This window comes from Algibacter sp., assembly GCF_049667265.1.
Lineage (GTDB): Bacteria > Bacteroidota > Bacteroidia > Flavobacteriales > Flavobacteriaceae > Algibacter_B.
On record NZ_JBATHX010000142.1, the window covers coordinates 1 to 11,092 of the forward strand.

The 11,092-nt window shown below is 32.8% G+C and carries 5 protein-coding genes; 2 read left to right on the forward strand and 3 right to left on the reverse strand.

Annotated elements, in window-relative coordinates; genetic code table 11:
* The first annotated feature begins 22 nt into the window (after positions 1 to 22).
* Positions 23 to 4,933 (forward strand): T9SS type B sorting domain-containing protein, encoded by a 4,911-nt coding sequence (locus tag WBN21_RS05120; RefSeq protein ID WP_424198208.1) that lies wholly within the window; start codon positions 23 to 25, stop codon positions 4,931 to 4,933.
* Between the two features lie 24 nt (positions 4,934 to 4,957).
* Positions 4,958 to 5,941 (forward strand): PorP/SprF family type IX secretion system membrane protein, encoded by a 984-nt coding sequence (locus WBN21_RS05125; protein ID WP_424198209.1) that lies wholly within the window; start codon positions 4,958 to 4,960, stop codon positions 5,939 to 5,941.
* Between the two features lie 10 nt (positions 5,942 to 5,951).
* Here the strand turns inward: WBN21_RS05125 and WBN21_RS05130 are convergent, their stop codons facing one another.
* From WBN21_RS05130 to WBN21_RS05140, 3 genes are all read right to left on the reverse strand, one after another.
* The gene (locus WBN21_RS05130; RefSeq protein ID WP_424198210.1) at positions 5,952 to 6,683 is read right to left on the reverse strand and encodes a 4'-phosphopantetheinyl transferase family protein; all 732 of its coding nucleotides are present in this window, start codon (positions 6,681 to 6,683) and stop codon (positions 5,952 to 5,954) included.
* A gap of 2 nt (positions 6,684 to 6,685) precedes the next feature.
* The gene (locus WBN21_RS05135) at positions 6,686 to 9,088 is read right to left on the reverse strand and encodes a condensation domain-containing protein (protein ID WP_424198211.1); all 2,403 of its coding nucleotides are present in this window, start codon (positions 9,086 to 9,088) and stop codon (positions 6,686 to 6,688) included.
* Positions 9,089 to 9,108: 20 nt separating this feature from the next.
* A partial coding sequence (locus tag WBN21_RS05140; RefSeq protein ID WP_424198212.1) for a condensation domain-containing protein occupies positions 9,109 to 11,092 on the reverse strand: 1,984 nt, incomplete at its 5' end.

Genomic DNA, 11,092 nt, shown 5'->3' on the forward strand with positions numbered 1-11,092 from the left:
TGCACTTAATCCGCCAACGGACATGGATTTTAGTAGCACGGCTGTAAGTTGTCCCGCTTTAACTTCTGATGTTACTATAACGGGAGTTACAGGAGGAACGCTTCCTTTAGAATATCAAATAATTGCACCTATAGGTTCTGCTACAGCATACCAAACATCAAATGTTTTTGCAGGGTTAAGTCCCGACACTTATACATTTCAAGTTAGAGATGCTGATGGTTGTACATATAGCGAAACGTATACAATAGCTCCTTTACCTCCAATCACGGTTAGTACAGTTATTAATAAAGATTTAGATTGTACTTCATCACCAGAAGGTATAATAACAGGAACAATTTCAGGAGGAACAGCAGCATTCACTTATGCCGTTTCATTCAATGGAGGCGCATATAGTGGTTCAAATGCAGTTGCAGGAACTTCTTTTTCACATACAGCTACTTCCGATGGCACTTATCAATTTCAAATTACCGATGCCAATGGTTGTATTTCAGAATCAGCTGTACAAACAATAAATGCCATTTCATTACCAGATATTATTTCAGTAGTACAAACCCAACCTATTTTATGTTTTGGAGATAGTAATGCCGCCATTGATATTACAATTGATAATACCGTGGGAACAGCTCCTTTTGTTATTAATGTAAATAACGATACAACAGCTACAAATTATGGTACACAAACCTCTGGATTACCAGCTGGAGATTACACTATTACGTTAACCGATGCAAATTCTTGTGAGGATACAGATACTATTACGATATTAGACCCAGATCCAATTGATTTTACTTTAGCCAAAGTAGATATTACATGTAATAATCCTGGAGGCTCTAGTTTAGGATCCATTACAGTACAAAATGTTACTGGCGGAACTGTGCCCTTTACCTATTATATTACAAATAATTTTGGCGATGTTATTCCAGGAAATCCTTATTCAGCAACATCAAATGAAGATCACACGTTTGATATTATCAATTTCGGAACATATACAGTAAATATAATTGATGCTAACGGTTGTAGTTTTTCAAGACAAGAAACTATGGCATCGCCTCCTTCAGATTTATTAATTGATGTGACTACAGTTGTTCCTAATTGTACAACTGGAGGAACAGCGGTTGTAGAGGCTATTTCGGCAGTAGGAAGTGGAAGCTATGAATTTGGTATTTTAGAATTTAATTCAGCACCATATACATCCACTTATTTTGCTTCTGATATTGGTTTCCCTAATCAAAAAACATTTACCAACTTAACACCAGGAGTGGTTTACACCTTTGTGGTTCACGATTTGGTAACCGATTGCTATTATGTGAAATCTGCCGACTCTGCTATTGCGCCGGCGTCAACATTAACATCTTCAGTAGTTCCAAATAATGTCGTTTGTCAAGGTGAAAACAATGGTAGTGTAACCTTCACAATTGATAATTTTGATAGCACAACAACATCCGTAGATTATGAAATATTTACTGCCTATACAAACGTTTTAGTAGACGGGCCAACAACTATTCCAGTTACTTTCGGAACACCAGAAACAGTAACTACGCCAGCTCCAGGAACCTTATCGCCTGGGGAATACTATGTTCGTTTTACTGAAAACGGAACAGGTTCATTTAATGGTTGTGAATCGGCTTCAACTATTTTTGAAATTAGAGAATCAGCAGTTGCTTTAGATGTTTCAGCTTCTGTAGTTAAGGATGCCAATTGTAACCCAAATTCAGGAATAATAAGTGCCATTGCTACAGATGGTACACCACCGTATTTATATCAATTAACAACCTCTGCAACACCGCCATTAGCAACAGATCCTTCTTGGGCTTCTGCAAATACATTCAATGCAGATGCAAACAGTTATTATGTTCATGTTCAAGATGCTTATGGTTGTATTCAATCGACCCCAGTCATTGTTTTAGATTCAGAGGCAGAACCAGTAATTACAGCCACATTAAATAATCAATGTACTACTACCGAAGGCAATTTTGCTATTGATGTTACCTTAACAACTGCAGGTATTGCACCTTACAGTTATAGTATTGATGGTGGTGCTTTTCAATCAAATACAGCACCTTTTACTATTTCTAATCTGGCATCAGGAACACATACTGTTGAAGTGCAAGATGCGAATGGTTGTGGTAATTTAGTATCAATCGATATTGAAGCACCTTTAGAAATTATACCAACCATCACGGCCTTATCAACATGTAATAACGATGATGGTGAAATAACCATAACAGGTTCAGGCGGAACAGGAACGTATTCATATGCAATAAGTCCAAATCCAGTATCCATTTCATTAACAGGAAATGTGTTTTCAGGTGTCCCATCAGGAACTTACACGGTAACAATTACCGATACAGTAACCACATGTTTTGAAAACGTTATTATTGTAATTCCAGAAGCCGTGCCACCAACGTTTAGCACATCGCCAACAGCGGTTACTTGTTTTGGTGATAATGACGGCGCTTTTGAACTTAATGTTAGTGGTTATTCAGGGGCATATACTTATGAAGTGTTTGATAATACTTCAACATCCGTTTTTGGAGTTGTTAATGCTAATACCGCAACTAATCCAGAATTGGTTTCTGGACTTTTAGCAGGAACGTATTCTGTGGTTATTACAGAAACAGCAAGTCCTTTTTGTTCTGCAACGAATAATGTGATTATTCCATCACCAACTGAAGCACTCAGTTTAATGGCTGTAGAAACATCAAATGTAACTTGTGATGATGATAAAGGAACTATCACAGCCACAGCAACAGGTGGTTGGGGAACGTATGAATATGAATTAACAGGAACAGCAACGGTGGCTTATTCTTCAAACGGAACATTTACTGATTTGTCTGCTGGTTCATATACTGTAAATGTAAGAGATGCTGGTGGATGTATCGTTTCAGAAAACGTACTACTAAATTTACCAACGCCTATAGATGCTACTATTATAGCAACTCCTAGTTTATTATCATGTTTTGGAGATACTAATGCAAATATAACGGTGAGTACTGTAACAGGTGGTCAAGGCACAAACTACACCTATACGCTTAATATGACCGCACCAACTGTGAGTTCTTCAGGACCTCAAACATCGCCAATTTTTGGTGATTTAGGAGAAGGCACTTACCATGTGGTAGTTACCGATGGTTATAATTGTGAATTCACTACTGCCGACGTTGTTATTGCACAACCCACAGAAGTTGAAGCGAGTTTAGTTAAAGCAACGTCGCAATCGTGTTTAACGCCAAGTACCTTAACATTAAGTGCCACAGGAGGTACAGGAACTTATGAATATAGCGATTCAGCTACTTTTGCTACCATTTTAGGTTCGTTTGCTTCGTCCATAACTTTCCCTGTTTCTAACGGAACCTATTCTTATTATGTGCGAGATGCCAATGGTTGTTCATCAACGGTTTCAAATGAAATAGCTAACGATCCATTATCACCATTAACAGTAAATTTAGATACTACAAATGCTGTTATAAATTGTGCTGGAGATGATAATGGTGTTATTATCGCTTCCGCGGAAGGAGGTTTAGGTAGTTATGTTTATACATTACAAGATTCATTTGGAAATCCTATTTCCCCAGTTACTGAAACAAGTCCGGGAGTATTTACAAACCTTCCAGTTGGAGATTACCAAATTCAAGTGGATAGTGGCGATTGTCTAGAAGTTTCGGCAATAACTTCCATTGTAAATGCAGCCGAACCTTTAGTTGTTACTTTTAATCCTATTGACGTTACTTGTAATGGTGAAAATGATGGGATGTTAGAAATTACAACAACTGGTGGTTCTGGCATTGTAAAATATGCCATTTCACCGCAACTAGATCAGTTTTTTGAAGTTGGAACGGTTACAAATCTTGCTCCAGGAAATTATGATATTGTTGTTCAGGATGAATTAGGGTGTTATGTTACCTATAATTTTGATATCGATGAGCCATTACCTTTAGGATTTACCTATACTATTATTAGTGAAGCTCCTTGTGATGGTGATTCAACTGGTGAGTTTACAATAAATTTACTAGGAGGAGAGCCGCCATATAGTGTAAGCCTTGATGATGTTACATACATTTCATTACCACCAGGAACTAGCTCTTATACATTTTCAGGATTAGAAGGTGGTGAAAAAATGGTTTATGTTTTGGATAGTGGAAGTTGTGTTGGAGATAGTCCGTTTTCAATTCCTTTAATGGAACCTATAATAATTAATCCAGAGGCCGATATAGATTATGAATGTATTAGCGACTTGACAAATAATACTAACACCGTAACTAACCGCGTTACCGTAACTGTTGATTCAAGTATCACGGATACGTCAGTTTTAGAATATTCATTAGACGGAGCACCTTTTACAACTGGAACTGGAGTTTATGAAAATTTAGCCCCAGGATTCCATAGTGTAGAAGTGCGTCATCCAAATGGTTGTATTCAAATGACAGATAACGGCATTCCATTTGAAATTGAATCTTTCCAAAATTTAGCTTTAGTTTTAGAAGATGGCGAATTAAACGAAATTGTAGCTGTGGCTTCTGGTGGAGCAGAACCTTATGAATTTAGACTAAACGGTCAGTCATATGGAAATGAAAATACCTTCTTAATTTTTGAATCTGGTGATTATACCGTAACCGTTATTGATGCCAATGGCTGCGAAGCCTCTGCAACACGCTTTTTTGAATATATTGATGTTTGTATATCAAACTATTTTACACCAAATGGGGATGGTAATTTAGATGAATGGGGCCCAGGTTGTACTAATCAATATAGAAATTTAACCTTCGATATTTTTGACAGATATGGACGAAAAATAGCCAAATTAAATATAGGTGATAAATGGGATGGAAAGTATAAAGGCGTAGAATTACCTACTGGTGATTATTGGTATGTTGTAAAACTTAATGAACCGAGAGATAACCGCGAATTTGTGGGGCATTTTACATTGTACAGATAATCCAAAACCCTAAATGAAAGCATTATGCAATTAAGAAATTTATATATAGGTCTGCTTCTCATGTTTATAGCGAATAGCTTTGGACAAGAGTTGAATTTACCTGTATTTACCCAATATTTGGCTGACAACGATTTTGTTGTATCACCTACGTATGCAGGTATTGGCGATAATTTGAAAATTAGAGCAAATGGATTAACACAATGGGTTGGAATTAAAAACGCTCCCGATAACCAGTCTATTTATGGCGATGTTAGAATTGCTGATCGTACTGGCGCTGGATTATCTTTATATAAGGATAGAAATGGAAATACCATTCAAACAGGAGCCAAAATCTCGTTTGCACATCACCTTGTTTTAGATTATTACTCAAAATTATATTTGTCCTTTGGTATTTCTTATAACATAAATAATTTCAGAATTGATATTAATAATTTTAACACCACGTACGAGAATCCAATTATTGACCCTTTTATAACAGACGATAGAAGAACTAGTAATAATAATTTTGATGTTGGTGCTTTGCTGAGGTATAAAGGCGCGTTTTTTAGCTTTAATGCAAACAATATTTTAAATAAAAAATTTGATGAAACTATTCGGGTATCAGAACCTAATTTACTTTTAAACTATCAAATATATTCTGGGTATACTTTTAAAGGCCCTAAAAAAAGTGGGTTAGAATTTGAACCATCTATTTATTACCAGATGTTTAGTAGTGACAAACGTTCAAGTACTGATTTGAATTTTAAGTTTAGAAAATACAATAGAAATTACGATTATTTTTGGGCAGGAATTTCATACCGATTCTTAAACGATCAATTTTTAAAACCCTTAAACGTTGGGCCAATGGTTGGTTTTCAAAAATCAATCGTCTACTTTGGGTATGCGTATCAAGTTACTACAAATGAACTTTCAGCTTATAATTCTGGAACGCATGTTGTAACCATTGGATTAAACTTTTTACAAGGTATTAGTAACTGTCCATGTACACAAAGTGCGGTACGTAAGTAGCTGAGGATGTTTATTTTAAATCGTTAAAGTTAAAGTGTTTTATTGATTCAATATTGCCCTTAACCGAAACAGCTCCTAAATAATTTTCTTGTGGTGTAAACGAATATAACTTCCATAAATCTTTTTCGTTTTTATCCCAATTGGTTTCTAATAATTTTGCGTTTTTATCTGAATTAATACTTACAGAAAATGAATCTAACGGAAATGAAAGTCCTTTTGCCTTAGCTTTGATAAATGATTCTTTTCGAGTCCAGCACCTATAAAACCCTTTTACCTGTTCAGCTTTAGGAAGATTATTTAAAGCCTTTATTTCTAAAGATGAAAAGTGGCTTTTAGCAATTTCTGAAACATCAAAATTTGACTTTATTTCTTCAATATCAATTCCAATGTCATCATTCAAAACAAAACCTATAACCGCCATATTTCCAGAATGGGAGACGTTGAATTTTATTTCTGTATCTAGGTCAAATTCTGGTTTTCCAAATTCTCCATATTTAAATTTGATTTCACCTGGTTTTGTATTTAGATACTTGCTAGATAACAATCGTAATACACCTCGGGTTATAATTGAAGATTTTTTATCTTTTTGAAATCTGAATTTTGAGGCTTTAAGAATTTCATCTTCAGATAAAAAATTATTTAAAGAAGCAATTTCTTGTTCAGAAATATCGAAATTGATAAACCAAATTTGTGTTTGGTTTAAAGTTAATGAGAAATCATTGTTTTTTGAAAAATTTAGCATTTTTATATATTATAAATACTTTTTTCAATGTGCTTAGCAACTGACGCTACATGAGGAGCCTCAAAAAGTTGATGATGTTTTCCAGTAGTATAAACCACTTTCACATCACCGTTTGTAATGCCTTTCCATGATTCAATATATATTGGGTTAAGTTTTTTATCAGCTTTTTCTGTTAAAATGAGTAGAACATCGTCAGTATGTTTTTTGTTCCAACCGTAGTTTACATAAATTTTGACCAAATTATGGGTAATTTTTTCTAGGTTTCTTTTACTTTTTGATGCGAAAAATCTTATAATTGTTGGTTCAATGAATCTAAGGTAATTATTTACTATAAGTAATTTTAACGCACTAAATGGATTTTTAATTAAACGGTTTATTAACCCATTAATTCTCATTATTATTCTTTCAGGGCTGGTAAAGTCTTCTTGTTTTATTATACTGTCAATAACAATCAAATTTGTTTCTTCTCCTTCAGTTTTAAAAATATTAGCTATTTCAATGCCAACCGCAGGACTAAAACAGTAGGTTAATAGATTATAAGGTCCTTTAGGTTGTACTTCTTTAATTTCTTTTGCATAATCGATAGCCATATTTGTAATACTATCATGGATTTTTTCTTTGCCATTTAATCCGGCAGCCTGTAATGCATAAACAGGGATATTTTTGTTTAGAATTTTTACTAAAGGATTAAAAAATATAACATAGCCACCCCCGCCATGTATGCAAAATAGTGGGTTATTTTCCCCAGTTGATCTAATAGGCACTAAATACTCCCAACTTTTTCCGTTTTCATCCGATAAAATATGATTTGAAAGTTTAGAAATTGTTGGATATTCTAATAGCGCAGTTACGGGAAGCTTAGTTTTCAATTTGTTATTGATTAAAGAAAATATTTTTATTGCTAAAAGGGATTTACCCCCAATTTCAAAATAATTATCATTTACACCTATTTGATTAATGCCTAAAATGTTTTCCCAAATTTGAGTGATTATAAGTTCTGTTTTATTATTTGGAGCTTCATAAGCCGTTAATTTAGGTGTATTTGTACCTTTAATATTTTTAGTAGCTGATACTTTAGGAGACGGTATTTCTTTACTTAATTCTTTATAATTAATTACTTCTTCAGATGTAATTAATGCTATGGAACTTTTTAATGCTTCAATTATCCAGTTTGATGTATCTGAATCAACATGTTTAGCATCAGTTGTGAGTACAAAATTAGTAACAACTCCGGGAAGAATAGCCAAAGTAACTGGGTAAGTTGAGGTAAATCCACTTTTTACATTTGATACTTTTAAAACCTTGTCTTGAGCTTCTGCAGGAGGGTAGTTTTCAAACACCAGCAAACTATCAAAAAGAGCAGAGTTCTCTGACCAATTAATATAAGAATAGAGTTTGTCTAAATTTAAATATTCAAAATTTCTAGCTTCAAAATGAAATTTTTGCATTTTTTGAAACCAATTCGAAAAGTTTAGGTTTTCATCAATTTCACCCCGAACAGGTTGTACGTTCATAAACATACCTGCTAGCAAATCAATGTTTGGAAAATCTCCAGATCTACCTGAAACAGTACTTCCATGTATGACATCAGGTGTATTAAAATATTTGGCAATTACAAGAGACCAAATACATTGCATTAATGTGTTTATAGTTATTTTATTTCTTTTACAGTATGATTTGATTTGATTTGTTTCCTGTTCAGGCAAATCAAAAGAATTATCAATCGTTTCATCTACTTCATGATTACTAACTGATTGAATACTAAAAAGTTTAGCCAATTTAAAATTATGTAAATAATTTGCCCAAAATGTTTTTACCTTTTCTTCTGGTAAACCATTTTTCCATTTTAGATAAGCCTTATAGTTTGGTAATGTAACTAGTTGGGGAGTTTCACCTTTATATAGGTAATCATATACTGTAAAAAGGTCTTTTAAAATAATACCACCAGACCATCCATCAAGCAGTATATGATGCATGGGCCACAAAATTTTGTTTTGATTTTTTGAAAATTGTACGACTATAATTTTTAATAAAGCACCAGATTCTAGTTGAGCTCCAATCTCTAATTGCGTTTTTTTAAGTTGCTCCCAATTTGCGTTTTTTTCGATTTCAGATAAATTAAACCAATCTAAACATTCAACCTCAATAGTTTTTGTTTTATGAATAACGTGGAGTGGTTTTTCTAAGTTTTTCCAATGAATTGTAGAACGCAAAACTTCATGTCGTTTTGTAATAAAAGCACAAGACTCTTTGAAAAATGATAATTTAAAATCACCCGTTAAGGTACATTCAGTATTTAAAAAACCTTGATCTAATTTACTGGAAAGATGATGCAACAAAAGCCCTTGTTGCATGTAGCTTAAAGGAAAAATAGCTTCGACTGATGATTTTGCTTTATCTGCCATAGGTTTTTAAAAATCCAAAATTAGAATTGACTTAAAAGATTATCTAAATCATCTTGATTAAGGTCTGCTTCAGGGAAATCTGATGGTGTGTACGAAATGTCATTTTGAGTTATACAATAATCAATAGTTGCTTTTAAATTCTGAATAAATTTATTGGCAACCATTTTAGCTGTTTCTTTTTTATAAAGGTCTTTTGTAAAACTCCAATTTACAAATAAATTATTATTTATAATTTGGGCATTAATTTCTATTAAATAGTTCCGTTCACTACGAGAATCTCGTGTTGGAGAATCTGAAAATTTAAAATTAACTCTTTCATTATTGTGTTCTGAATTTGTATTACCAAAATAGTTAAAAATAACTTTGGGCTGCAATTGATTTAAAATTGAAGTGTCCTTATTTGAAAGATACTTTAAAACTCCAAACCCTAGTCCGTTATTTGGAATAGCTCTTAGCTTTTCTTTAGTCGCCTTAATATGATTTCCAGTATCTAATGAATCTTTATAAGCGAATGAAACAGGAAAAAAAGATGTAAACCATCCTACTGTATTTGAAACATCTACATCAAGATTGTCAACATTTCTGCCTTGTCTTTCCATACCTATTAGTATGTTGTCTAAATCTCCCCATTCACATAATGTCGCAATTAATGTTGCAATTAATAGATCTTCAACTTTTGTGTTATAAGGTTCGTTAGCGTTAAAAATAAGGTTATTGGTGTAATTGCTTTCTAGCTCATTGGAATATGTAAATATTGCATTTTCAAAGTAAGTTTGAGAGTTTGAAGTTAAATCTACTGGAAGTTCTTTGCTTATATTAATTTGAGATTTCCAAAATTCAAACTCGTCAGATAAAAGCTTTTTGTTAGAAAATTTTTCTAAATAATTAGACCAATCTTTTATCGTTCCTGTTTTATTGTTTTCATTTTCAACAATAAAATCACTTGATAAATTTTTAATAGATTGAGCAATTTCATTCATTATGATATTCCAAGAAATTAAATCAACCACTAAGTGATGTGCAATTATAAAAACTTTGTTTTGCTGTACCTTAGCACAATCAAAACATACTATTTTGAATAATTTCCCCTCTGATAATTTTGTGTTTTCTTGAATATCTAATAAAATGCTTTCTATTTTATTGTCTTGAGAAATAATATCATACTTTTTATCAAGTTTAAACTGATAAAAACTTTCAATAGCTTTTGAACTTTTAATATAAGCTAGCCATTCGTTTTTATCTTTTTTGAAGCTTAGTCTTAACGCTTCATGGTTAAAAATTAATTGTTTAGAAATTGATTTGAATGTTTTACTAGAAACCCCTTCAATATTTTGTAATTCAATAACTTGATTCCAGAAATGAGGTGCGTTTTTATGAGTTTCAAAAAACCAATGTTGTACAGGCGTTAAAGGTGTTTCTCCTTCAAGTTCGTTACCATTTTTATTGATATTATTTGTGTCTTCCAAAGGGCTAGAAAACAAAGCAAGCTCACCAATGGTTTGATTTTCGAACAACTGGTTTGCTTTTAAGTTAATGCCTTCTTTTCTTGCTTTTGCAACAATTTGAATACTTAAAATTGAGTCGCCCCCAATTTCGAAAAAATTATCATTTGTGCTAATTGGTGAAAATCCTAAAACGTCTTCCCAAATTTGAACTAATTTTAACTCGATAGCGTTTTTAGCATCTATAATACCACTTTGACTAGCTTCTGAATATGATGCTTCAATTTTAGTTTTTAATAATTCTTTTTTATCAACTTTTCCATTAGGAAGCAATGGGATATTATCTAAAATTGTTATTGACGATGGAATCATATAATCAGGAAGTTTAGCCTTTAGAAATGTTTTTAAATCATCTTTATCTAAAGTAGAATCTCCCTTAATATAGGCTACAATTTTTTTTTGCTCATTCGAGTTAGATGAGGATTGAATATTAGCTTTTAACTCTTTAACTTTAATAGCTAAAAGCTGTCTCTCATCATCAGAAAGCTGTTCAATTTTATAT

Bases quoted from the DNA above. Each gene is read 5' to 3' on its own strand.
- WBN21_RS05120 (WP_424198208.1), top strand. From the start codon at position 23: ATGGATTTTAGTAGCACGGCTGTAAGTTGTCCCGCTTTAACTTCTGAT.
- WBN21_RS05125 (WP_424198209.1), top strand. From the start codon at position 4,958: ATGCAATTAAGAAATTTATATATAGGTCTGCTTCTCATGTTTATAGCG.
- WBN21_RS05130 (WP_424198210.1), bottom strand. From the start codon at position 6,683: ATGCTAAATTTTTCAAAAAACAATGATTTCTCATTAACTTTAAACCAA.
- WBN21_RS05135 (WP_424198211.1), bottom strand. From the start codon at position 9,088: ATGGCAGATAAAGCAAAATCATCAGTCGAAGCTATTTTTCCTTTAAGC.